Raw genomic sequence first — 24442 nt, forward strand, 5'->3', positions numbered from 1 at the left:
ATACGAGGCTACCAAGATAGCACCATATGAAGCTAGATATGTCACGAAAAGTCAGAAGGAATATTAAGAGATAGAGGGAACCTGCGACCAGTAACGCCCTCTGAAGGGTAACTAACACTGAGGCCAAAAGAAAATGACCGCACCAAAGGGACTAAATGGCGAGTCGCCAAAACTGATAAAGACCTCCACACTATGGAAAGGCATCGCCATTCTTGCAGCCTTGGTCATAGCTCCATTTATGGCTCTAGCCATCGCCTTTTTGACGCTGGACCCTAACATACTCAAGCCACAGCTAGAAAAAGCACTGGCAGAACAAGGGTTTAGTGCAACACTAGGCGGAGACCTCAGCTGGAGCTTTTACCCTATCGTTGGAGTTAAAGTCGAGGACGTGCGCATCAATGAAGCACACAAAACACCCCTCGCGCCCCAGCAAACGCATTTAGAACCACCGCCAATTAAAACACCCCTACTCGATATCGGCCGGGCGGAGCTAGGCGTCGCAATGCTCCCCTTATTTAAACGCAAAATCGAAGTGGTCTCAGTTGTGCTAAACGACGTCACCCTGAACTACCATATTGGCAAAGATGGCAGTTCAAACTGGGACAAGTTAACCGCCAAAACCGAGACTGCTCCGCAGAACCAGGCTGCAAGCGCTCCACCCAGTGCTCCTAACGGTTCCCCACCTGTGGCTGGAACTGAACCCAGAACCGACGTGGCAACGAAAACCCATTCCGCTACAGAGATCAGAATCAGCTCAATCGACACCCACAACCTTAACATTAGCTATCGAGATGCCTCCTCAAGCGCCATTGCGGATATACACCTAGCTTATTTGCGCGGTCGCGACGTCAATCTCAAGGGTAATGAATTTCCACTCGACTTGGATATGACGATCAAACAGGCCGACACTCCAGATCTTCGCGTCATTATCGACACCCGTCTAAAATTTGAATCGGCTCAGCCGCGCCTAGAAATCGTCTCTGCAGAGTTCGACATAAGCACAAACAAGCTCTCCACCGCACAAGCAAAGCTTACCCTTTCCGCCTTAGTCGATTGGACTGATGGGGTAGATGTCATCGGCAAGCTCGCGACTAGCATGGTTAACCCGCGCCCCTGGCTAGAGGTTTTTGATCTAGAAGCACCAGCAACACGTACAAAGCTTAACTTCAGCAAACTGGGCCTAGCCACCGCTTTCTCGATCAATCAAGACAAGATCCAGTTGAACAAAACTCAGGTTTCAATGGACGACAGTCAAATCACCGGCAACCTTGAATACAGTCTTACCAGCGACAGCACAACTGGATCGTCCTCTACTATTGGAAAGATTCAAGGAATCTGGCGACTAGACTCGATCAATCTCGACGATTATATCGCAGAGACAGCACCGCAAGCTGAGGATGAAAACAGCGATACAGCAACAGAATTACCACTTGAACTCATGCGTAGTCTAGATTTGAGCCTCAGCTTCAGCGCCGGCAACATCACACTGTACGAGCAGTCATTCAAGAACCTTGAATTGGACATAAAAGCGCAGAAAGGCTACATGAGCCTTCAACTAAACAAGCTCGAACTACTCGGTGGCAGTGCGACCGCCAATGTAAAACTTAACGCCAATGCCAAACCTTCGTCGCTAAACTATAAAGTTCAAACGAAAAACATAGATGCTGGCGCAGCACTAACCCAGCTTGCCGATTTCGATAAATTACAAGGACGTGTTGATGTTCTTGCCGAAGGCTCCAGTAAAGGCGACACAGACAAAGCTCTAATTAATAATTTTATCGCCGACGCTAAGGTCAACGCGAACAACATGCGTATTAGCTCGCTAAACCTTACTCAAGAATATTGTGAACTGATCACCTCGTTAAGCACACTTGGTACATCCAGTACCGAACATAAGTGGGAGGAATACACTGAACTCGAGGCCGTTACAGCAAAACTAATCTACGCCGACAACGGCGTACAGGTAACCGAGCTTTTAGCGAGCATCCAAAAACTGAGTACCAAGGCTAGCGGTAAAATAGTGCTTAGTTCAGGCGACTTTAATTTCCCCATCGACATTAGCCTCGCCACATTTGCTAGCGACAAACGCTGCCCAGCGCTTAACGATAGTTGGAGAAATAAAACCTTACCCTTACTGTGTAAAGGTAATATCGACACGATTAACTACGACACCTGCCTACCGGACCGCGCCCGTATTGGCGACAAACTTAAGCTGAGGGCAAAGCTAGAAGCCGATAAAATCAGCAACAAAGCGGAGGCCGAATATCGTGAAGAACGCGACAAGCTAAAAGACAAAGCCGAAAGTGAAGTTGCCGACGAGCGACAGAAGCTACAAGAAAAAGCGGCTGAAGAACTCAAAGATAGCAAAGCAAAACTGAAGGAAAAGACCGATAAACTCGAAGATAAATTCAAAAGCCTTATGGGTAAAGATTAGACAATTAGCGCATTTTTCGGATAACACATAGCGTCAATCGCTACCGCTATTCGAGACGAATTACAGGATGATCCGAACAAACCCACTCGCGATTAAATAGAGGACAACGAGCATGTTTCATAAAAATATTTCTGTATTACTAAGCACTTTTATTGGCGCGGCGACTATTAGCCTTGTAACGATTAGCGCAGCAACCAATGCAGATAGCGCAGATGCTACGGCACCCAGTTGCCCAGCCTTTTTAAACCAAGAGTTTAAAAAGCTACACAGTAGCGAGTCGGTAAACCTATGTTCACTTTACAAGGGTAAACCCATGGTGCTCGTAAATACCGCCAGCCACTGCGGCTACACACGCCAATTTAAGGGGTTAGAAGCGCTCTATCAAAAATACAAAGCCGACGGCGTAGAGCTTGTCGGTTTCGCATCCGACGATTTTAAGCAAGAAGCTGGCAGTGAACTGGAAGCCGCGACCATTTGTTACAAAAATTACGGCGTAACCTTTACCATGCTATCGCCGACTCACGTACGCGGCAGCGACGCCAACCCTGTGTTCAGCCATCTCAATAGCGAAACCTCGAAGCCGAGCTGGAATTTTAATAAGTATTTAATAACGAGTGCAGGCAAGGTGGAACATTTTGGCAGTAACGTAGAGCCAACAGAATCAAAGCTGGAAGCAGCTTTAAAACAAGCGCTCTAATTCTAGAGCACTTGTGTACTAAGCCGGCGCGGTCGTGGCTTTAATGCGTTCGACCATTGCGCGCAAACCATTGCCGCGCGTAAGGCTGAGATGTTTAAGTAAACCAATGGTGTCGAAATACGCCTCAATATCAAACGATTGAATATCCGCGGCGGCTTTCCCGTTATAGGCCGCCAGCACAACACCAAGCAAGCCCTTCACAATAAAAGCATCGCTATCGGCCTCAAACCAATAGCGGCCATCGACGAGTTGCGCATCTATCCATACCTGGCTCTGACAACCACGAACGATATGAGCATCGTTTTTTTTGTCTGCATCCATTGCAGGCAACTCTTTACCAAGATCGATAATGTACTTATACCTATCTTCCCATGAATCGAAAAACTCGAGTGTCTCGACGATATCTTCCGCCGTTATCCTGGTGCCAAAAGCATTCTTGGTTGTATCTGTCATGCACTGCCTACAAAGTCATTAATTTTCAATCTTGCAACACTTCTGCAATTCAGCACTAAAAAAACATTCCGGTTTCTAACTGCGCTTCTTCCGACATCATATCTCGATGCCAAGGTGGATCGAACACGAGATTAACCTCAACCTCGTCGACATTCGGCACCATAGCAACTCGGTATTTCACATCGCCGACAAGCACTGGCCCCATGCCACAAGCAGGAGCAGTAAGAGTCATCTCAATGTTAACTTTTTTAGCCGCTTGATCAAGCTTCACGTCATAGATCAATCCTAGACTACGTAAATTGACGGGTATCTCTGGGTCGTAAATAGTCTCCAGCGCCTGCCAAACTTGTTCGATATGAATATCTTTATCTTCTGGCTGAGTAAAACTGAGTTCATATTTAGCTAAACCCAGTGCATCGGCATCGGTGCCATCGACGCGCAACATATTGCCCTGGTAGACAACAGTATAATTACCGCCTAGCGATTGGGTTATGGTAATAAAATTATGCGCAGGAATGGTAACGGCATCGCCTACCGGCACTAAGCGCGCAGGACAATCTCGGAGCGTCGTTACCATACGTTGTTCAGACATATTGTTTTCCTAATTTGGGGGGATTTCCACAAAGTCTAAGCTGTCGAAAATTTGGAAGAGCGTATCAATAACAACACGGTTTAAACAATTGAGCCTAAAAAGACTCGTACTAAACAGCCTTCACACACTAAAACTTTCGCCACAGCCACAGGATTCTTTTACGTTGGGATTATTTAACACTAAATTTTGATTCAAACCGTCGCGCACATAATCAACTACGGTACCGTGAATCGCTGCCATATGGGTTGTATCCATATAGATCTGCACACCGTTGTCCAAGGTAAACTCTATATCGTTACTCTGCGCCGATTCGACCTCATCAATAACGTACATAAAACCTGTACAACCACTCTCCTTTAAACTGATACGCAAAGCAGCGGCTTTGCTTTTTTGCAGTTGCTGATAAAAATGTTCTGCGGCTGTAGGCGTGATTGTAATCGCGTCTGCCGCACTAAAGGTTTCAACTGTCATGGCACATTGCCTCACTTAAAACTGACCGTCGTAAATAGGGTTGAGTTACAAAAACTGTTTAACTTTTTCAAGCGCCGCGAACAATCGGTCGACATCTTCGCGGGTGTTATAAATTGAAAAAGATGCTCTTACCGTACCGCTGATACCTAGGTTAGCCATCAGCGGTTGAGCGCAGTGATGTCCGGTACGTACCGCCACCCCTTGGTGATCCAACAACGTTCCAACATCTGAGGGGTGAGCGCCGTTTAAAAGAAAACTAAACACACCGGCAATATTAGCGGCTTCACCAACTCTGGTTAACCCGGCACAATTTTTCGCGCTCGCGTAGGCGTAGCTCAGCAAATCGGCTTCGTGCGCAGCCAATGCAACGCGATCTAAGCCAGTCAAATAATCCACCGCTGCGGCAAGCCCAATTGCACCGGCGATATCCGGTGTACCCGCTTCAAACTTGTAGGGTAAAACATTATAAGTGGTGCCGCTAAAGCTGACGGTTTCGATCATTTCACCGCCGCCCTGCCATGGAGGCATTTCATTTAAAAGTGACTCTCGACCCCACAATACACCTATCCCCGTCGGCCCAAAGACTTTATGGCCCGAAAACACATAGAAATCACAATCAAGTGATTGTACATCCACTTCGAAATGCGCAATCGCCTGCGCTCCATCTACAAGCACCTTGGCACCAACTCCATGAGCCAAACGAACAATGTCGGCAACAGGGTTTACCGTCCCCAGAGCATTAGAGACATGGCCAACGGAAACAATTTTCACAGACTCATCGAGCATGTTAGCTAGCGCCACCATGTCAATTTCACCCTGGGTAGAAATCGGTATTGGCACTACTTTAGCCCCAACTTCGGCAGCAACCATTTGCCAAGGAACAATATTGGAATGATGCTCTAATGAAGACACCAGTATCGTATCGCCCGACTTTAGGTTTACACGCCCCCAACTAAAGGCAACTAGGTTAATGGCTTCGGTGGTGCCGCGCGTCCAAATAATTTGCTCGCGCCTGGGGCTATTAATGAATCGAGCGAGCGTATCACGAGCGCCTTCGAATTTTTCTGTGGCGCGATCACTAAGCGCATGCGCACCGCGATGAACATTAGAGTTGTCAAAGCGGTAATAGTTGCTAATTGCATCGATTACGGCGTTGGGCTTTTGTGTCGTTGCGGCGTTGTCGAGATAGACTAACGGATTGCCATTTACTTGCTGAGCCAAGATAGGAAAGTCCGCACGCACGCGAGCGACATCAAATCCTCGCGTTACCGCAGAGTTTGCATCGCAAGGATTTACCTCAGCGCTTAGCTCGGCATTTTCACTCACAATATATGCCTCGTTAGCGTTTCGTCCTTAACAAAACTCTTCGCCAGAAACGGCCGCAAATAGCGCGCAATTGCTTCGTGCTTAACATCGTTAACCAGTTCGTTGATAAAGCCAAAACTCAAAATCACACTTGCCTCAGCCGCTGAAACGCCGCGCGTACGCAAATAGTGCATGGCCGTATCATCGAGCTGCGCGATAGTTGCTCCGTGTGCGCACTGCACATCATCAGCATAAATTTCGAGCTCTGGTTTTGTATCAATTTCGGCTTTATTACTGGTTAGCAAATTCTTATTGCTCATTTGCGCGAGGGTTTTCTGTGCCTGCCGATGTATATGAATACGGCCATTAAAAATCGCTTTAGCAGAGTCGGCAATAATACCGCGGAAACTCTCATCGGAGGTGCAATGCGGAACCGCATGCTCAATACAGGTGTGATAATCAACTTGTTCGTTACCGCGCGGCAAATACAGGCCGTTAATATCGCAATGAGCACCGCTACCCGCATGATAGACCACGACATCATTACGTTTTAATACCGAACCTAATGCCAAATAAAAACTATTCAGATTCGCCCCTGCGGCAAGACGTGCGTGCACACCACCAAGGTGAAAGGTTTGGTCACCTTCAAGGTTAAGACGGTAATGATTAAGTTGAGCATTTTCCGCCAACAATAGTTCAGTAACACCATTCGTAAAGGCCTTCACATTGGCGCTATCTGGAAAATGTTCAACCACAGTGGCTTGACTATTAGGCTCTAACACAACTAACAAACGCTGCTGAATAGTTATCGCCTGATCAGTCGTAGCCTGTAGGTGCACAATCTGAATAGGTGTTTCACAAACCGTATTTTTGCCAACATGTAAAAAAACGCCATCGACCAACTGGCTCGCATTTAATGCAGTAAAGGGATGCTTAGTGGTGTCCAGAGCGCTACCAAGATGCCGTTTAATTAAATCTTGCTGGGCGCTATTCGTTTTAGCGAAATTAACCAGCTGTACACCTGCTGGCAATCGATCGAAACCTTCGGAAAGTCGCTCACACAACTCACCGTTAACGAACACCATCCGCACGCTATCTAAGCCTGCGATATCGCAAATCGCTACCGTTTTCTGACAATCACTCTCAGTCGAAACCGCGGCGTCTCCAGCCTTGGTGGCCAAGTTAAGATAATCGCCCTGCTCCAAAGCGCGGATATTGGTGTACTTCCAATTTTCCACTTTGCGATTGGGTAAGGTCGCACCGAGCCACTGCTGCTGCGCTTCCGAACAAAACTCTGAAAGCCATGTGAGCGGGCCTAATGCGGTGAGCTGCGCTGCTTGCTTTACAAATTCGGCCATTAGGCTACACCTTCCTCGTCGGCGGTAACTAACCAACCGTAACCCTTTTCTTCCAGCTCAAGAGCAAGTGATTTATCGCCAGACTTAATGATCCGGCCATCGGATAAAACGTGAACGTAGTCTGGCTCAATATAGTTAAGTAGACGCTGATAGTGGGTTACCACAATAAAAGACCGGCCAGAATCTCGCAGCGCGTTTACGCCATCTGCGACAACCTGCAACGCATCAATATCCAAACCGGAGTCGGTTTCGTCAAGAATACAAAGTTTGGGTTCGAGCAACATCATTTGCATGATTTCGTTGCGCTTTTTTTCGCCGCCCGAAAAGCCTTCGTTCACACCGCGCTTTAAGAAGTCGATCGGCAGATTCACCGCCTTACAACGTTCGCGCGCTTTTTTCATAAAGCTCACAGAATCCAATGGCTCTTCACCACGATGTTCACGAACGGCATCTACCGCGGCCTTCATAAATTCCATATTGCTCACGCCAGGAATCTCTACGGGGTACTGAAAAGCCAGAAACAAGCCTTCGCGGGCGCGCTCTTCGGTATCCATCTCAAGCAGGTCTTTGCCGTTAAAAACGATACTTCCGCTGTCCACGTTATAACCTTCACGCCCAGACAACACATGTCCGGTAGTGCTTTTACCGGAACCATTTGGCCCCATAATCGCGTGAACTTCACCTGGCTTAATTTCTAAATTTAAACCTTTCAGTATCTGCTTATCTTCGACACTCGCGTGAAGATCTTTTATTGACAACATTCGGTAATTGCTCCGTATTTCTTACCCAATACTTTGGGGAATGACTAAATTAAGTTTGTTCTATGTCTGTATTTTTAAAACTCGGCACCCGCTATAAGCTGCGCTTTTAGCCAACCGATCCTTCAAGCGACACTTCTAACAACTTGCCCGCTTCGACCGCAAACTCCATCGGCAATTCTTTGAATACCTCTTTACAAAACCCGTTAACGATCATCGACACGGCTTTTTCTGGATTAATACCACGCTGCTGACAAAGGTACATTTGATCGTCACTTACCCGCGAGGTTGTTGCTTCGTGCTCGATAATTGCGGAAGGATTTTTACTTTCGATATAGGGGAAGGTATGAGCCGCGCACTGATCGCCAATTAACAATGAGTCGCACTGAGTAAAGTTACGCGCGCCCTCAGCACCGGGGTTCATTCGAACTAAACCGCGATAAGCATTGGAACTTTTACCGGCGGAAATACCTTTCGAAATAATTGTAGAGCGGGTATTTTTACCCAAGTGGATCATTTTTGTGCCGGTGTCGGCCTGCTGATAATTATTGGTTAAGGCGACTGAATAAAACTCGCCAACACTGTTATCACCTTTCAAAATACAGCTTGGGTATTTCCATGTAACGGCAGAGCCAGTTTCAACTTGCGTCCACGAAATATGCGCATTGGTATGAGCAATACCGCGCTTGGTAACGAAGTTGTAAATTCCACCCATGCCCTGCGCATTGCCGGGATACCAGTTTTGCACGGTAGAGTACTTTATTTTGGCATTATCCAAAGCTACCAGTTCAACCACGGCAGCATGCAATTGGTTTTCGTCGCGCATCGGCGCAGTACAACCTTCGAGGTAACTTACATGGCTACCTTCGTCGGCAATAATCAGCGTGCGTTCAAACTGGCCTGTTTTCGATTCATTGATTCGAAAATAGGTCGATAGCTCCATTGGGCAGCGCACCCCCTTGGGGATATACACAAAAGAACCATCACTAAATACCGCACAGTTCAGTGCTGCGTAGAAATTATCTTTTTGCGGAACCACACTGCCCAAATATTTTTTTACCAGCTCGGGATACTCGTGTACCGCTTCCGAGATGGAACAAAAAATAACACCGACTTCTTTTAGCTTAGAGCGGAAGGTTGTACCAACCGATACCGAATCAAATACGGCATCAACTGCAACGCCAGCCAAGGCCTCCTGCTCGTGCAGCGGAATCCCCAACTTTTTGTAGGTTTCCAGTAGCTCGGGATCTACATCGTCCAAACTTTGCGGGCGATCGGCCATGCTCTTGGGGGCCGAATAGTACGACACCTCGTTAAAATCGATTTTTGGATAATGAACATGAGCCCATTCAGGCTCAACCATTTCTTTCCAAACTTTGTAGGCTTTTAAACGCCACTCCAACATCCACTCCGGCTCGTTCTTTTTTGCGGAAATAAAGGCGATCACGTCTTCATTAAGGCCTGGAGCAAGAGTATCTGACTCAATATTGGTAACAAACCCTGCGGCGTATTCTTTTTGAATTAGTTGGTCAATCTGTTCTTGGGACATAACATTGCCAGATGATTAAAAATACATAAGGAGTTCGACTAGTGCGAACGATTTCAATAGTGCTCGCCGCGATTCAACCGTTTAGGATTCAACAGCAGCCATTTTTGCAACCCATTCGGGCGATTGTGCACGCAAGTGGTTAACCGCGTGCTTAACTTTTTCTACCGCAAATTCAACTTCTTCAGCTGTCGTGTAGCGGCCAAAACTAAACCTTATCGAGCTATGAGCAAGCGCATCGCTCAACCCTATTGCTTTCAACACATAGGAAGGTTCGACAGTCATTGATGTACAGGCCGAACCCGTGGACACTGCAAGCTCGCGCAGCGCCATCAACAAACTTTCGCCCTCCACGTAAGCGAAACTTACATTCGCATTACCCGGTAAGCGATGATCTAACGAGCCGTTCACACGCCAATCAGATAGATTGCAAAAGCCTTGCAGAAACTGATTGCGCAACGACAATATACGCGCGTTATCGGTTCCCAATTGTTCGGCTGCAATTTGTGCGGCCATACCTAACCCAACGATTTGATGGGTGGGTAAAGTACCAGAGCGCAAACCTCGCTCGTGGCCACCGCCGTGAATTTGCGGCTCTATAGGAACCTGCGACGAACGTTTAACATAGAGGGCACCAATACCTTTGGGGCCGTAAAACTTGTGTGCAGATAAAGACAATAAGTCGACTGCCAGCGCTGCCGTGTCAATTTTTAATTTGCCCGCGCTCTGCGCCGCGTCAACATGAAAAAACACACCGCGTTCCGCACAGACATTACCTATAGCGCGAATGTCATTTATTACACCAATTTCATTATTAGCGTGCATTATCGATACTAGCGTCGTGGTGTCAGTAATAGCCTCAGCAACACTCGCTGCCGAAATTCGACCATCCTCATCAGGCTCTAACCACGTAACCTCAAAACCCTGCCCCTGCAATTGCTTAAAACAATCGATAACAGCTTTATGTTCGAGCACCGAGGTAACTAGATGTTTGCCTTTCCCGCTGCAAGCGTGAGCCACGCCTTTGATAGCGAGGTTATTGGATTCTGTTGCGCCGCTGGTCCAAACAATCTCGCGCGTATCGGCATTCAGCAGTTCCGCTACTTGAGCACGGGCATTTTCGACCGCCTCTTCTGCCTTCCAGCCATAAATATGTGAACGCGAAGCTGGGTTTCCAAAATTGCCATCCATCGTCAGACAGGCATGCATCACGTCGGCAACCCTAGGGTCGACGGGCGTGGTAGCTGCATAATCTAGATATACGGGCATTTGCATAGAGTTACTTCAAATTACTAAGCAGTTAATAAGATTGCTGTCTGTCAAAACTAATCTGGGCTTATGACCAAGACTCAAAATGAGTTGCGACTGGCAGAGGATTACAGGGGGCTACAGGCTCTGAATGGTGCTAATCATATCGGCAGCCTCGCTATTCGCGATCTCTTTCTCTTGCTGGCGCAGTGATACCTTTTGCACATCTTTACGGTCGACCAGCGACTGCAGACTAATATCACTTAAGAACGCATGGATCTGTTCGCTCAAGTCACACCACAAATAGTGGGTTAGACACACTTCGCCACTCTGACAATTGCCGGCACCCGCACAACTGGTGACATCGACCGATTCATTCACCGCATCAATAATTTGCGCGACAAAAATATCCGCGGCTTCTCGACTAAGGCGATAACCACCTCCAGGCCCGCGAACACTGGTGACCAAGGTATTTTGGCGCAAACGCGCAAAGAGCTGTTCCAAATAGGACAACGATATTTCCTGTCGTTTGGATATGTCCGCCAAACTCACCGGGCCGCGCTGTGCGTGAAGCGCAAGGTCCAGCATCGCTGTTACCGCGTAGCGGCCTTTAGTTGTTAATCGCATCTTATTTAGTCGCTTGTTGATTGATACCAGAATCGTTGCATGCTTGCCAGCCACCTCACCGCTAACCACCGAAGTGTTGAGCAGCGAGTAACCACAAACGCTAGACAGCCATTATCGAATAACCAACTAAATCAATCAAGTATTTAACCAAGCTCCGGACTAGGTTATTTATCCTTACTCTTTAAATGGTTATCGCTAAGCTCTTGGATTTTGTTATCCGAGTGGAAGATATAGTTCTGAATCGAGGTCAGCAAGCCGCGCAAAATACTGAGCTCCATCTGATCAAGCCGAATACGATTAAACATACGTCGCAGGCGAGTGATAGTTTGGCGGGGGTTGTCTTGGTTGATAAAACTCAGTTTTACCAAGGTCTCCTGAAGATGCTCGTAATAACGTTCGAGATCATCGCTTTTGGCCGGTGGCATATCCCAGTCATCGAAATGTAGCTCTTTCCCGGCCGCCTCCGTCAGGGCTGCGGTTCGAATCTCGTAGCAAATGACTTGTAACGCAGCAGAAATATTGAGCGACGAATACTCGGGGTTTGCCGGTATATGTACGTGAAAATGACACTTTTGCAGCTCTTCGTTGGTCAGACCTCGGTCTTCGCGACCAAACACGATCGCCACGGGATGAGTCGCAGATTCTACCCAAGTGCGCTCTCCGCACTCGCGCGGAGTTAACAGCGGCCACGGGATTCGACGCTCACGTGCACTGGTACCAATAACTAAACCGCAATCGGCGATGGCCTCATCTAAGGTCGAAACAATACGAGCATTCTCGAGAATATCGGCGGCGCCAGCCGCGCGCCAAACCGCTTTTTCTGCGGGAAAATCCTTAGGATCAACAAGCACCAGCTCCGTCAATGCCATATTTTTTATGGCGCGCGCCGCGGCACCGATGTTACCGGGATGGGTAGTGTTCACCATCACCATACGGATATTTTTGACCTGCAATTCATTCATGGGCATAACATTCGTCGCTGAGATTCGTCTACGGGCTCGAATTAGCCCGCGAAAAGCCGCGCAGTCTACCAAAACAGCGTCGATGACACGAGTCAAACAATGGATAAAAAGCCGCCGCTACTGTTATAATCGCCGCCCTTTCCACCCGCTCGCGCAACTCGCCGCCCATAGGTAAGACTCGCCGCGAGCAGAATGGTGGTCGCTCATTAAACTTCCGTCGCCGTCCCCAAAGAGATTTAACTATGGAACCCATGCTCACAATTGCGCTAAAAGCTGCGCGCAAAGCGGGTGAGGTCATCGAACGATCGTTCGATCGCCTAGACCTTATCAATATCGAAGAAAAGGGTCGCAACGACTACGTTAGCGAGGTTGACAGGAAAGCCGAGCAAGAAATCATCTACCACCTGAGCAAATCCTACCCAGATCATAAATTTATCGGTGAAGAAACCGGTGAAACAGGTGCCGCCAATAGTGATTACGAGTGGATAATCGATCCTCTCGACGGTACTACCAACTTCATTCACGGAATTCCCCACGTTTCAGTCTCAATTGCCTGCCGCTACAAAGGGCAGCTGGAGCACGGTGTGGTTCTGGATGTTACTCGACGTGAAGAGTTCACCGCCAGTCGCGGTAAGGGTGCAATGCTAAACGGTCGTCGCATTCGAGTAACCCCACGCAAGAGTATGGACGGCGCATTAATTGGCACAGGTATTCCCTTCAACGGTTTCGCTTTAGAGCATATCGACAGTTACTTGAGCTGCATGCGTGAAGTCGCCAGTCAAACCGCCGGTATTCGTCGCGCTGGCTCTGCCGCTCTTGATCTAGCCTATGTTGCTGCAGGTCGCTTCGATGGTTTTTGGGAAATGAACCTAAAACCTTGGGACATGGCCGCCGGTGTTTTACTAGTAAGAGAAGCCGGTGGATTACTTAGCGGCTTTAAGGGCGACACCAATTATTTAGAAAACGGCCACGTTGTTTGTGCCGGCCCGAAGGTCTTTAAACCACTTTTACAAATTGTGCAAAAGCACATGGGTCATATTTACAAGTAATGCCCCATGTTTAACGAGCGGCTTTAACCCAGCAGCTCGTTAAACACATCAATCAGCGCAGCAAGGTTGACCGGCTTGGTCAAGTAATAAACAAACCCGAAAGCCTTCCCCTTTTCTACATCTTGCGCCATAGCATTAGCCGTTAAAGCGATAACGGGGATAGCGCTTGTGGCTTCATCCTGCTTTAAAATAGAAACCGCTTCAAAACCATCCATACCCGGCAAGTTGATATCCATAATCACCAAGTCTGGCTGAGTGGTTCGCGCCAAAAAGATCCCCCGCAAAGGTTCATCCGCCACGGTTAACTCTAAATTGGGGTAACGCGCTAGCAACTGCTCCATTAGGCGCTGATTTGGCGGGTTATCTTCAACGTAAAGAATGCGCTTATTGCCGCTTACCTCAAGCTCTGGTATCTCTTGGCTAATTGACGATGCCGGACGAAGATAGCTGTTGGCGACCTCATCAATAGACTGGCCGGTGTACTCGGGAAACTCAACCCAAAATGTACTGCCATAGCCTTCTTCACTACGAAACCCCAGCACGCCACCCATTTTCTTCACTAGCTGCTTGGTAATCACTAGACCTACGCCACTGCCTTCAATAGCGCTACCCTCGGCCCCCAAACGATTAAAGGGCTGGAACAAATGCTGCTGTAATTCTTGAGAAATTCCAACACCGGTATCTCGTACCGCAATTTGGAATAACCCAGCATCGGTTTTTCGGCAATCAATCTCCACCTTGCCACCATCACGATTATATTTAACCGCATTGCTCACCAAATTCAACAATACCTGCTTAAGCCGCACCGCATCGGCGACCACGGTAACATCGTCTAGCCCATTTAGATTTAAACGCAGCTGAATATGCCGAAAGTCAGCCTGCGAACGCAGTAACGAGTCCACTTCCCGCAGTAAGCGCGAAGGCGCAACCGGCTCCATTGACAACCCCATTCGCCCCGCTTCGATCTTTGCTAAGTCCAGCACATCACCCACCAGCTGTAGCAAATGCTCGCCAGCGCGTTTAATTTCCAGAATATTGAGATGCTGAGTTTCGTTTAAGCTACGATCCAAATCGAACAGCTGCGCAAAGCCAAGAATGGCGTTGAGGGGGGTGCGCAGCTCGTGGCTCATATTAGAAAGAAATTCCGACTTCGCCTGATTGGCTTTTTCCGCAGCCTCTTTAGCTTTGACAACACGCGCCTCGGCACTCTTTAGCTCGGTAATATTCATATTGGTGCCCGACATGCGCACCGGCTTACCCTTGTCGTTAAAGGATGTCTGCCCCCGTGCCCTAATCCAACGCCATTTTTCGTCTTTACCGCGAATTCGATATTCCACATCAAACGGACACTTGCCGTGAATATGGTCACGCAAACACTGATCAAATAAAATCAGATCATCGGGATGAATGCGTTCGCGCCACGCCTGGACCCGATCAATACCCTGATTCACAAGGTCATCATCATCGCTATAACCGAGATGTTCCCAGCAACGGTTCGAAAAGTGAAAGCTACCGTGCTCCGCGCTCCACTCCCAAATACCGTCGTTCGACGACTGTAAAATCCGCGCGTGACGAGCCTCGCTCACCAACAATGCCTGCTCGGTTTGTTTCAGCTTGGTAACATCGAATAAGATGCCAGAAATGTATTTAACCCAGCCCTGATCGTTGCGCACCGCATCGACACGGACCTCCGTCCAGATGTAGCCGCCACGCTTTTTTCGAATTCGGAAGCTAAAGCTTTGCGGGCCGCCACTGCGAAGCAGTGCTCGAATGTCTTCGGAAACACGCTCGCGATCGTCTTGATGGACGTATTCCAGAAATCGCCCCGAATCGGAAATAAACACCATATCGCTATCGCCGTAGCCAAGGTACGCCCAAAAGCCCCCATTCCAAACCATAACCGAGGTATCGAGTTCCCAATCAAGGAAGCCATAACCGTGGCCGCCCTTAAAGATTCGCTCATGACGCTCTACCGACTGCAGCATCTTGCTCGACGCGATTGTGCCATCGCCGCCAATGCCGAGCTTCTCGGATGCCAATGGTTTGGCGGTTTTCTGTCGTTTAAACCAAAACATGTTCGCTCTTTTTCGCAATAGTTATTGTTGTGGTGTAGTTTAGATTAGTTTTGACTATACCTCTCTGTATCAGAGTCTTCGCACTATACTTTGATTGTCGGCATACAAGCGAGGATGGGCTATAGCAATGACGTTACATCAACTAACCGATAGTGCCAAAACGAATATCACCCAGCTATTCATACTTTTCGGAGACTATGGCAGTAACGAGCGCAGCCACCTGCTGCCCTATCCAACGCTGCAAAAAGTTACGCAAACGCCGACCACCGATAAAACAGAATTAAAACTTACTCCCGATACATGCACCCAAAAGACGCCCATAAAAAAACGGAGCCCGTAACGTGCTCCGTTTTTTTCATCACTTCAGTGATACTCAGTACAACTCTAACTTAGCACCTAAGGCATCAACGACTCTTGATCTTCGCCTTCCTTTTCAATTTGCATTAGATCTTCTTTGGTAATATTCATCGTTAGAAGAATATTTGCCGCCACATAGATCGATGAATAGGTACCCACAACAATGCCGACCAACAGCGACAAAGCGAAATTGTGGATCAACTCGCCGCCAACAAAAAATAGTGCCGACAACACTAATAATGTTGTAAACGATGTCATTAAAGTTCGCTCTAATGTTTGCGTAAGCGAAATATTAATCACTTCAATCGGCTCGGCCTTACGAATAACCCGGAAGTTTTCACGCACACGGTCGAATACCACAATCGTATCGTTAAGCGAGTAACCAATTACCGCTAGCACTGCGGCCAATACCGTAAGATCGAAATCTAATTGGAACAACGCGAACATACCCAACACAATAGTAACGTCGTGAACCAAGGCTACAACTGCGCCCACAGAGAACTTAAACTGAAAGCGTAACGCCACGTAAACCATCACCACGGCTAAGGCAAATAACATTCCCAAACCGCCGTCGTTGGCAAATTCATCACCGATTTGAGAGCCGACATATTCCGTGCGCTTGCGAATAACCTCGCCTTCACTCGCATAAGACTCTACCAACACGGCTGCAACTTGGTCGCCGACTTTTTCGCCATCGGCTTGAATGCGGATCACCACATCCTGATCACTACCAAAGTTTGCCACGATGGCACTCGGATACCCCTGATCTCTTAGCTGTGTGCGAATCGCTTCGAGATCAGCTGTTTCGGGATAATGCATTTCAATTAAGGTGCCGCCGGTGAAATCCAAACCGAAATTCAAGCCCTTTACGGCCAAGGCACCGACTGAAACAGCTAGCATCACTGCGGAAAAAACCACCGCGAGATAACGCCGCCCCATAAAATTAATAATTTTTTCACTGTTCATAATATTTAATTCCTGTGCTTCGCCGAGTTATATCCACAACTTGTTTACGCGGCGACCGCCGTAAATCAAATTCACAATCGCCCGCGTGCATGTAGTAGCAGTAAACACGGAAGTCACAATACCTATCGCTAGAGTTACGGCAAAACCTTTTACCGAACCAGTACCAATACCGTACAAAATAATTGCCACGATAAAAGTGGTTATATTCGCATCCAAAATGGTTTCTAACGCTCGCTCAAAACCCGACTTTATCGCCGTCTGAGGCGGCACACCATTGGCAAGCTCTTCGCGAATACGCGAGAAAATCAACACGTTAGCATCTACCGCCATACCTACCGTTAAAACGATACCTGCGATACCCGGCAAGGTTAGCGTGGCACCAAACATCGACATAATGGCGATCAAAAGCGTAAGGTTAACCGCCAAAGCGATATTCGCAGCAAAACCAAATACTTTGTAATAAAACAGCATAAATACAAGTACTAACGCCAAACCTATCTGTACAGACTTAACACCCAAGGCAATATTCTCTGCACCAAGTGATGGGCCAATAGTGCGTTCTTCAACAAACCCCATAGGAGCCGCCAAAGCACCGGCACGCAACAATAATGCAAGCTCAGATGCCTCAGCTGGATTATCAATACCGGTTATACGGAAGCTTCTACCCAAAGCACCCTGAATAACCGGGAAACTAATAATACTGGCCTGCGGAATCTGTTCGTAAACAATCTCCTCTTCACCATCGCCACTACGCTGACGCTTGATCTCGGTTTTATACTCGATAAACACCACTGCCATACGACGACCAACATTATCGCGGGTGCGACGGTGCATGGCGGTACCGCCTTGGCTATCCAAGGTGATATTCACTTGCGGCAAGCTGGTATCGGGGTCGTAACCAATTTGTGCATTGGTTACCATACTGCCGGTAATCACTGGGCGCTTTTCAACTACGTTGTTACCGGAACGACTCTGCTTCAACTCATCCCGCCAAGGAAATTCTTCGCGCTGCGAGGTAAAGGTGGTTTCGTTGGCTTCTAAACGAAACTCTAGGTTTGCAGTTTTACCGATGATGGATTTAGCACGGGCGGTATCTTGAATACCAGGCAATTCAACCACGATTCGATTACGACCCTGACGCTGAACCATCGGCTCGGCAACACCAATCTCGTTTACACGATTACGCAAGGTAGTTAAGTTCTGGCTAACCGCATAGTCTTCTTTCTGGCGAATATAAGCGTCGCTCATGGTCGCATTTAGCAAAAATTTACCACCTTGCTCTACACGTTCGTACTGCAGTTCCGGTACCTCTTTACGCAAGAAATCGGTGAGCTTCATGCGCTGCTCATCGGTATCCGTGGTAATTGTCATAATGCCATCGTGTACGCGTGCATCTACACCGTGTAGGCGCTCGGAACGAATATGCTTTTCAACTGTATCTTCAATACTTTCCAGTTCTTCCGTTAATACCCGCGCGGTATCAACCTCTAAAAGAAAGTGCACACCACCGGCGAGATCCAAACCCAACTTCATCGGCCCAGCGCCCAGATCTAACAACCACTGAGGTGTTGTTGGTGCAAGGTTTACAGCTACCACATAGTCGCTGCCCAGGGCTTCTTGAACCTTGCGCTGCACAGACAACTGCATTGAGCGATCGTACAAGCGAATCAAACCACTAGTACCGCTGTTTTCAGCTCCGAAGTAGTCGACTCCAAGCTCTTTTATTGCTTGCTCAGCCTTCGTCATGGTTCGATCGTCAATATCTAACGCTGCTGATGAGCCAGAGATCTGGATTGCAGGATCCGGCGGATAGATGTTCGGCAGTGCATATATAACCCCCACTGTAATCACAGCGAGGATGAGCAGGTATTTCCAAAGTGGGTAGCGATTCATGTTTCAGTCCAAATTACCCACTCTAGTGCGGCGGGTGATAATTATCGTAATCGTTATAGTAGTGGGCTCAACTTAATCAAGCCCCAAAAAAGGGCTGGATTATACCCTTTATTCCCCTGTCTTGCCTGAAGCAGTCCTTTAGATGTGGTCACGCAGCCGTCAATCAAGGTGTAAGCCAATTATTCCGGCCGAGTTTTGCCCTGACGCTGATAAAACTCGTTAACGTATGCATCCAGCCGGCTCTCCGCGATCGCATCGCGCAATTCCTGCATAATGTCTTGGTAGTGCTGCAAGTTGTGGATGGTATTCAGTTGCGAACCCAAAATTTCACCGCACTTATCCAAGTGATGCAGATACGCACGACTAAAATTTGCACAGGTATAACAACTACAGGTTGAATCTAGCGGGCTAACATCGTGACGATGAACAGCATTCCGAATTTTAATAACGCCGCTACGGGTAAATAGGTGACCATTGCGAGCGTTGCGCGTGGGCATCACACAATCAAACATATCAACACCGCGACACACCGCTTCGACAATATCTTCCGGCTTGCCAACACCCATCAGGTAGCGTGGCTTGTGGTTCGGCATTTTCGGCGCAAGATAGTTCAACACGCGAATCATGTCGGCTTTTGGCTCTCCCACTGATAAACCACCAATCGCGTAGCCATCAAATCCAATAGCATCCAAACCCTGCAGAGATTCCCCACGTAAGTTTTCATGCATACCGCCCTGAATAATGCCGAACAGTGCAGATGGGTTTCCGGCGTGAGCATCTTTACTACGCTTTGCCCAACGTAACGACAGCTCCATCGACTCGCGCGCTTCCGTTTCAGTTGCTGGATACGGCGTACACTCATCGAAAATCATTACGATGTCCGAGCCCAAATCACGCTGTACTTGCATCGCTTTTTCGGGGTCGAGAAAAACTTCACTTCCGTCAATCGGCGAGCGAAATTTAACGCCCGCTTCCGAAATTTTACGCAAGTCTCCCAAACTAAACACCTGAAAACCGCCCGAATCAGTAAGAATTGGCCCCTGCCACTGGGTAAAATCGTGAAGGTCGCCGTGTGCTTTTATCACCTCGGTCCCAGGACGCAACATCAAGTGAAAGGTGTTACCTAAAATAATTTGCGCGCCCGTTGCCTCGATGTCGCGCGGCAACATTCCCTTTACCGTACCGTAGGTACCAACCGGCATAAACGCTGGGGTTTCGACCGTACCGCGCGCAAAGATCAAACGGCCGCGCCGCGCCAAACCATCGGAGGTATCGAGTTCAAATTTCATAAATGGCTCAGTCACAGCAAGCGTACCTCGTTTTATTCGCTTTCAAGATCGGATGGAAAAGGCGTAACAACCTCGTGCACGGCCTCTGGATTACGGCGAATAAACATCGCGTCGCCATAACTAAAGAATCGATATTCCTGAGCGACCGCCGTACGGTACGCCGTAATGGTATTGCGATACCCGGCAAATGCCGACACCAACATCAACAAGGTCGATTCAGGCAGGTGGAAATTGGTAATCAACGCATCAACTACCCGAAACTGATAACTCGGATAGATAAAAATATTAGTGTCGCCCTGATAGGGAGCAATCTCGCCACTTGCCGCTGCAGACTCTAAACAACGCACGCTGGTAGTACCCACAGCAATGACACGCTTGCCCGCAGCTTTCGTGGCGCGCACCAAATTACAAACACTCTCAGAAACAGCCATAACCTCTGAATGCATTTGGTGAGCGTGAATATCGTCAACCCGCACCGGCTGAAAGGTTCCGGCACCAACATGCAAGGTAACGTAAGCCAGCTGTACGCCCTTCTCCTGCAATTGCGCGAGCATACGCTCGTCAAAGTGCAGGCCAGCGGTTGGGGCTGCCACCGCACCTTTGTTTTTACCGTAAACGGTTTGATAGCGTTCACGATCGCTGTCGGCATCGGAGCGGTCTATATAAGGAGGCAATGGCATATGCCCAATTGCCTCCAAAACATCCAAGGCGGACGTTGATGAGGAAAATTCCAGCTCGAATAAGGCGTCGTGACGGCCCAACACCTGCACCGCTGTATCGTCTTCCAAGAAAATAGTCGAACCGGGCTTGGGCGACTTACTGGACCGCACATGCGCCAACACTCGCTGGGTGTCCAGTACTCGCTCGACCAAAATCTCCAGCTTACCGCCGCTTTCTTTACGGCCAAACACCCGCGCAGGAATAACGCGAGTATCGTTGAAAACCATAAGATCGCCCGCCTCGACATGATCCAACACCTGCTCAAAGCCTTGGTGCTGCATATCACCGGAGACGCCGTCTAAAACCAGAAGTCGGCTAAGACGCCGCTCCGCCGCGGGGTAACGGGCAATGAGTTGATCGGGTAGATCGAAGGTGAAATCCTGACGGCGCATAACGAGGGGATACTATTCTAAATTTGGAGGGCCGCAAGGTTAAAACAAAAGCGCCCCCAATACCACGCCGAATAGCAGTTGAATGCCGCCTATCCAGACGGCGGTCACACCAGAAAAGACATCAAGAAACTGTTGACCCAGCGAAAAGCGCTGTTATAATCTCGCGCCTCGACGCAGCGCTGAGTTAATACCCGCTGCTCGAAATGCCAGAGTGGTGAAATTGGTAGACACAGGGGATTCAAAATCCCCCGCCCTTAAAAGCGTGCCGGTTCGAGTCCGGCCTCTGGTACCATCTTACTTTTAGCTGAATCCAGCTAAATCTTATTATACCTTGCCAATCAATGACTTAGCGTTGCACTACGCTAGGTGTTGATTGTATATATACAGCCAGATCCGCCCATAAATTCATTTGATTTGCGAAAAAATTACGAATGAATTTACGAGACAGGACTTGGTTATGTCCAGCCTTCGTAAACTTAAAAACAAAACCTATTTAGTTCAGTTCAAGAAGCACGGTCAGTATTACTCCGAGATCCTCCCCAATAAGATTCAGGCGATAGCTTGGGCTTTTTTATCTCCCCCCTCACATTTCTTTTGTGTAAATATAAGCGTCATTCATATAACACTTTGCGCACCCGGTACTCCCAAAAACCCACTACGTAGATGTGTGCGCCACAAAAAATAATTGCGTCCTTTAAATATATTTTTCATTGTCGATTTCCTTATTTCCCCCTATCCTCTACTCGATGATTAAAAATGTAAATAAAATGACCAATCAAATATTAGCCTTAAAAGAAATTTGCGAGCATTTAAAACTCGTAGATAAAGCTGCTTATACACTTGCAGCTGATGACAGACTTCCAGGCTTAAAGGTCGGCGGCAGCTGGCTGTTTTAAACGTGAAGATACTGAGCGCCGGATAAAAGAAGGACAATCACGAGGAAAGAAATAATTCTCTTCCTTCGAAAAATAACAAAATCGAAAATGAGGCAGGTATGGAATTCTGGCTGTTATTGGGGGGTGGATTTGTACTGTACCTTTTCATTAAATCAATAAAAAAGTCATCCACCGTACAAAATCGGAACACTCAAATGCCTCCCCCTAAAAAAGATACATGGAGTAGAACATCTTCATCCAATCGGGTATCTGCTCATTTAGACGATGATGAAGACGAAGAAGACTTTGCCACATTTACTATATCCTACGGGCATGAAGAAGCTAAAAGTAAAAATAAGATAACTGGAAGGTGGGTGCGATCCGGTGAATCAATTAGCGTCAAAGAGCATACAATGACAGGCGGTAATTTTTACTTTGGTGGTCAACTTACTTCTCTTGATGGTTATGGCACGGAAGCTTCTCTTATTGACAGCGCCTTAAAAGCAAACAATCAACCCTTAACCTATGAAGATGACAGCCTAGGATATTGGCCAAAATATAATTCAATTTCAGATGAATGTAGAGGCGCGCTATTAAGCTGGTTAGCCAGCGAACGAAATGATCCAGCAGCCCCACTTGGTTATATTTTTATATATTTTTATGGATTAGAACGTAGAGTTGTTGTTGATTCCATACAAAGTGGCGTCGATGACACAGAATTCAAAGCTATTTTTGAAGAGATTCTTCGCCTCAAAGATATATACGGTACTTCACGTTCCTTCCTGAATTATGCAACACGCTTGCTAGAAATTATGTGTCTGCTACGCCCAAATGTAGTGTCACATGCAGGTTTAGAAAGAAACCCTAAGCAAGATTCTGTCTTATTAAAGCACAAACTGGCAAAAGCAGTTGATCAAGGGTATCCGATAAAAGCTGAATTGGCTTTAGCGTGGCTAAAATTTATTCCTGACTATAACCTCAGAAAACCCGCAAGACGATGCGCTTATGAATTTAGCCAGATGTTTACCCGTCTTTACGCAAAAAAATATAATGAAGGCATTAATGTAAAACCAAATAAAACCCGCCTAAAGATCAAATACTGGCCTGCCAGCTCCACTTTACGTGGCATCAAGATTCCTCATGAAGACCTACCAGATCCTAGCAGCCTTAAAGGCCCAACAAACAAACTTACGGCTATAGCAGATGAATGTACCGAAGCATTAGATGCTTATAGTCGATACCTTGGAAAATCCGATACATCTAGAACAGACATTGCCGCTGTATTACTACTACCTGAAGAGCTGAATGATATAGGCGCAACTCTTGGTTTGAGTAAATTCAAACAATGGGCAGAAGATTCAATAGTAAGTAAAAATGGTATCGTTGATTTTAGTGAATTTTGGAAATTCACTAAAACACCCCTTCCCGAAAAAATTAATAAAAAAGAATCTGAACTCATACAATCATTGGCAGAGAAAGCAGGACTTGGCCTTGTACCTGACACACGGTATCACCACGCTAAAGCTAGTGTTGACGGTAAGCTGGTTTTGTTTAGCGAAGGTCATGGAAAGTATTTTGAGCCTTCACAAGCCTTTAATGAAACAGGTATGACATTACGCCTTGGCGCAATGGTAGCAACAATCGATTCACATGTTGACGAGGCTGAATTTACGTTGCTCAAGCAACTTATCGATCACAACACTAATCTTTCCCCTACCGAGAAACGCTCATTACATTCTTATCTTATTTGGAGGCTTAACACAGCGTCAAATGTAACAGGTTTGAAAGCTAGACTCGAAAAACTAGGGGCGAAGGAAAAAGCAGCGGTAAGCAAAATTTTGATAGGCGTGGCTCTTGCAGATGGAAAAATTAATCCTGACGAAGTTAAACAACTTGAAAAACTTTATACCTTACTGGGACTGGACAAATCATTAGTCACCGGTGATATCCATAACGTCACAACACGTAAAGTTACTGTGTCAGATCAACCCACATCCAAAAAATTTGAACTGGATGAAAGTGCATTGGCCATCCATGAATCGCAAACCAAAGATGTCCAAAGTATGCTTAGTGCGATATTTGTGGGTGAAGAGCCTATTGAAGAAACACCCGCTTCTGAAGAATATGACACAGATAAAGAAAATATCGGCATTGATGCTCAACATTACGCACTGTATGAAAATCTCATCAATCGAGACAGATGGTCACGGAATGAAATAGATGCACTATGTAAAAAGCTAGGACTCATGACAAGCGGGGCAATTGAGACAATTAATGACTGGGCATTTGAAAAAGTAGATGCACCAGTACTTGAAGAAGAAGCTGACGCCGTATATGTCGATCAAGAGATAGTTGAAGAATTAGAAGGTTAAACG

At 47.3% G+C, this 24442-nt stretch carries 21 protein-coding genes and 1 tRNA gene; 7 read left to right on the forward strand and 15 right to left on the reverse strand.

Annotation, left to right across the window (positions count from 1 at the left end):
• Window positions 1-133 precede the first annotated feature (133 nt).
• The gene (locus tag IDZ20_RS06260) at window positions 134-2434 is read left to right on the forward strand and encodes an AsmA family protein (RefSeq protein ID WP_188150574.1); all 2301 of its coding nucleotides are present in this window, start codon (window positions 134-136) and stop codon (window positions 2432-2434) included.
• Window positions 2435-2546: 112 nt separating this feature from the next.
• The gene (locus IDZ20_RS06265) at window positions 2547-3131 is read left to right on the forward strand and encodes a glutathione peroxidase (protein WP_188150575.1); all 585 of its coding nucleotides are present in this window, start codon (window positions 2547-2549) and stop codon (window positions 3129-3131) included.
• A gap of 18 nt (window positions 3132-3149) precedes the next feature.
• Here the strand turns inward: IDZ20_RS06265 and IDZ20_RS06270 are convergent, their stop codons facing one another.
• The 10 genes from IDZ20_RS06270 to trmJ all read right to left on the reverse strand — a co-directional run bounded on the left by IDZ20_RS06270 (window position 3150) and on the right by trmJ (window position 12451).
• Window positions 3150-3584 (reverse strand): SufE family protein, encoded by a 435-nt coding sequence (locus IDZ20_RS06270; protein ID WP_188150576.1) that lies wholly within the window; start codon window positions 3582-3584, stop codon window positions 3150-3152.
• Between the two features lie 55 nt (window positions 3585-3639).
• Complete coding sequence (gene sufT, locus IDZ20_RS06275) at window positions 3640-4176, reverse strand: putative Fe-S cluster assembly protein SufT (RefSeq protein WP_188150577.1); 537 nt, start codon at window positions 4174-4176, stop codon at window positions 3640-3642.
• 120 nt (window positions 4177-4296) lie between these two features.
• Window positions 4297-4647 carry a HesB/IscA family protein gene (locus IDZ20_RS06280; RefSeq protein WP_188150578.1) on the reverse strand — a complete coding sequence of 117 codons (351 nt, stop codon included), beginning with the start codon at window positions 4645-4647 and terminating at the stop codon, window positions 4297-4299.
• Window positions 4648-4692: 45 nt separating this feature from the next.
• Window positions 4693-5973 carry an aminotransferase class V-fold PLP-dependent enzyme gene (locus IDZ20_RS06285; protein WP_188150579.1) on the reverse strand — a complete coding sequence of 427 codons (1281 nt, stop codon included), beginning with the start codon at window positions 5971-5973 and terminating at the stop codon, window positions 4693-4695.
• A complete protein-coding gene (gene sufD, locus IDZ20_RS06290) occupies window positions 5970-7310 on the reverse strand; it encodes a Fe-S cluster assembly protein SufD (protein WP_188150580.1) in 1341 nt (446 codons plus the stop codon). The genes IDZ20_RS06285 and sufD overlap by 4 nt, the downstream gene beginning before the upstream one ends.
• Window positions 7310-8071: a Fe-S cluster assembly ATPase SufC gene (gene sufC / locus IDZ20_RS06295; protein WP_188150581.1), complete on the reverse strand. Its 762-nt coding sequence runs from the start codon at window positions 8069-8071 to the stop codon at window positions 7310-7312. Before sufC ends, sufD begins: the two co-directional genes overlap by 1 nt.
• Window positions 8072-8177: 106 nt before the next feature.
• Window positions 8178-9617, reverse strand: coding sequence for a Fe-S cluster assembly protein SufB (gene sufB / locus IDZ20_RS06300; protein WP_188150582.1), 1440 nt, complete (start codon window positions 9615-9617; stop codon window positions 8178-8180).
• Window positions 9618-9698: 81 nt separating this feature from the next.
• Entirely contained in the window at window positions 9699-10889 is a 1191-nt protein-coding gene (locus tag IDZ20_RS06305; RefSeq protein WP_188150583.1) for an IscS subfamily cysteine desulfurase, read from the reverse strand.
• 111 nt (window positions 10890-11000) lie between these two features.
• Complete coding sequence (gene iscR, locus IDZ20_RS06310) at window positions 11001-11489, reverse strand: Fe-S cluster assembly transcriptional regulator IscR (RefSeq protein ID WP_188150584.1); 489 nt, start codon at window positions 11487-11489, stop codon at window positions 11001-11003.
• A gap of 164 nt (window positions 11490-11653) precedes the next feature.
• Complete coding sequence (gene trmJ, locus IDZ20_RS06315; protein WP_245792152.1) at window positions 11654-12451, reverse strand: tRNA (cytosine(32)/uridine(32)-2'-O)-methyltransferase TrmJ; 798 nt, start codon at window positions 12449-12451, stop codon at window positions 11654-11656.
• 242 nt (window positions 12452-12693) lie between these two features.
• On the opposite strand from trmJ, the gene IDZ20_RS06320 reads away from it, so the two are divergent.
• Window positions 12694-13500 (forward strand): inositol monophosphatase family protein, encoded by an 807-nt coding sequence (locus tag IDZ20_RS06320; RefSeq protein WP_188150586.1) that lies wholly within the window; start codon window positions 12694-12696, stop codon window positions 13498-13500.
• Window positions 13501-13523: 23 nt separating this feature from the next.
• On the opposite strand, the gene IDZ20_RS06325 is transcribed toward IDZ20_RS06320, so the two are convergent.
• Window positions 13524-15575, reverse strand: a complete 2052-nt coding sequence (locus IDZ20_RS06325; protein ID WP_188150587.1) for a hybrid sensor histidine kinase/response regulator — start codon at window positions 15573-15575, stop codon at window positions 13524-13526.
• 127 nt (window positions 15576-15702) lie between these two features.
• Between IDZ20_RS06325 and IDZ20_RS06330 the strand changes: the two genes are divergently transcribed.
• Window positions 15703-15915 carry a hypothetical protein gene (locus IDZ20_RS06330; protein WP_188150588.1) on the forward strand — a complete coding sequence of 71 codons (213 nt, stop codon included), beginning with the start codon at window positions 15703-15705 and terminating at the stop codon, window positions 15913-15915.
• A gap of 56 nt (window positions 15916-15971) precedes the next feature.
• Here the strand turns inward: IDZ20_RS06330 and secF are convergent, their stop codons facing one another.
• The 4 genes from secF to queA form a co-directional block, all read right to left on the reverse strand.
• Window positions 15972-16898: a protein translocase subunit SecF gene (gene secF, locus IDZ20_RS06335; protein ID WP_188150589.1), complete on the reverse strand. Its 927-nt coding sequence runs from the start codon at window positions 16896-16898 to the stop codon at window positions 15972-15974.
• Window positions 16899-16925: 27 nt separating this feature from the next.
• The gene (gene secD, locus IDZ20_RS06340; protein WP_188150590.1) at window positions 16926-18791 is read right to left on the reverse strand and encodes a protein translocase subunit SecD; all 1866 of its coding nucleotides are present in this window, start codon (window positions 18789-18791) and stop codon (window positions 16926-16928) included.
• A gap of 179 nt (window positions 18792-18970) precedes the next feature.
• On the reverse strand, window positions 18971-20080 hold the full coding sequence (gene tgt, locus IDZ20_RS06345; RefSeq protein ID WP_188150637.1) for a tRNA guanosine(34) transglycosylase Tgt: 1110 nt from the start codon (window positions 20078-20080) through the stop codon (window positions 18971-18973).
• Window positions 20081-20112: 32 nt separating this feature from the next.
• Window positions 20113-21192 carry a tRNA preQ1(34) S-adenosylmethionine ribosyltransferase-isomerase QueA gene (gene queA, locus IDZ20_RS06350; RefSeq protein WP_188150591.1) on the reverse strand — a complete coding sequence of 360 codons (1080 nt, stop codon included), beginning with the start codon at window positions 21190-21192 and terminating at the stop codon, window positions 20113-20115.
• A 205-nt stretch (window positions 21193-21397) separates the two neighbouring features.
• On the opposite strand from queA, the gene IDZ20_RS06355 reads away from it, so the two are divergent.
• The 3 genes from IDZ20_RS06355 (at window position 21398) to IDZ20_RS06365 (ending at window position 24439) form a co-directional block, all read left to right on the forward strand.
• A tRNA-Leu gene (locus IDZ20_RS06355) sits at window positions 21398-21484 on the forward strand.
• A 475-nt stretch (window positions 21485-21959) separates the two neighbouring features.
• On the forward strand, window positions 21960-22088 hold the full coding sequence (locus tag IDZ20_RS06360) for a MerR family transcriptional regulator (protein WP_245792154.1): 129 nt from the start codon (window positions 21960-21962) through the stop codon (window positions 22086-22088).
• A 98-nt stretch (window positions 22089-22186) separates the two neighbouring features.
• The gene (locus tag IDZ20_RS06365) at window positions 22187-24439 is read left to right on the forward strand and encodes a tellurite resistance TerB family protein (RefSeq protein ID WP_188150592.1); all 2253 of its coding nucleotides are present in this window, start codon (window positions 22187-22189) and stop codon (window positions 24437-24439) included.
• Window positions 24440-24442: the final 3 nt, after the last annotated feature.

It is taken from the genome of Teredinibacter waterburyi, assembly GCF_001922985.1.
Classification (GTDB): domain Bacteria; phylum Pseudomonadota; class Gammaproteobacteria; order Pseudomonadales; family Cellvibrionaceae; genus Teredinibacter; species Teredinibacter waterburyi.